Annotated in this window: 1 protein-coding gene; it reads left to right on the forward strand. The window is 65.4% G+C overall.

Features of this window, described 5'->3' with window-relative positions; genetic code table 11:
* Positions 1–58: 58 nt before the first annotated feature.
* Positions 59–904 (forward strand): alpha/beta hydrolase (locus ENZ75_RS33030; RefSeq protein WP_164888232.1); only part of this gene is annotated, 846 nt, incomplete at its 3' end.

Consider the following 904-nt stretch of genomic DNA (forward strand, 5'->3'; position numbering starts at 1 on the left):
CCATAGCGGAGCCGGCCAGCGCAGGCGGGCATGCGAGACGCCGAGCACGAAGCGCCGAATGACGGATCTTTTCACCGAAAACTCCCTTTTTCACGAAATCGAGGGCAATCCGCGGCCGGAAAACGCCGCCGGCGGCTTCTTCACCACGCGTGACCGCAAGAATATCCGCTACGGCCTGTTCGGCGCGGTCGCTCGCCCGATGAAGGGCACCGTGGTCCTGCTCACCGGCCGCAACGAGTGCATCGAGAAATATTTCGAAACCATCCGCAACCTTGCCGATCGTGGCTTTGGCGTCGCCACGCTCGACTGGCGCGGCCAGGGCGATTCAGACCGGCTGATCCGCGATCGCCAGCGCGGCTACGTCAGCAGCTTCCGCGACTACACCGCCGACCTCGAACAGTTCTTCGAGGAGATCGTGCTGCCCGATTGCCGCGGACCCTACTACATCCTGGCCCATTCGGCAGGCGCATTGATCACCCTGCTGGCCGCGCCGTCGATGGTGAACCGCGTCCGGCGCATGGTGCTGATCGCGCCTTTCCTGACGCTGCCCGACCTTCCGGTCTCGATCTCGACGGTTCGCCGCGTCTGTTCCCTGTTCTGCGCTCTCGGCCTCGGCCGGCTCTATGCCGCCTGGGGTCCGCGGCCGAGGGCAACGGCCCCTTTCGAGACCAACAAGCTGACATCGGACCCGGAACGCTATCGGCGCAACACACGGATCTATGAAGAATACCCGCAACTGGCGCTTGGCGGGCCGACGATCCGTTGGCTGCGGGCAGCCGCGAAAGCTTCGGAAGCCGTCAACGACCCCGACTTCATGGCCCGGATCCAGGTCCCGCTGCTGATCATCGCCGCCGGCGCCGACCAGGTCGTCTCGACCAGGGCTGTCGAAGCCTACGCCAGGCGT

Source organism: Mesorhizobium sp. M7A.F.Ca.CA.002.04.1.1, assembly GCF_004022805.1.
Lineage (GTDB): Bacteria > Pseudomonadota > Alphaproteobacteria > Rhizobiales > Rhizobiaceae > Mesorhizobium > Mesorhizobium ciceri.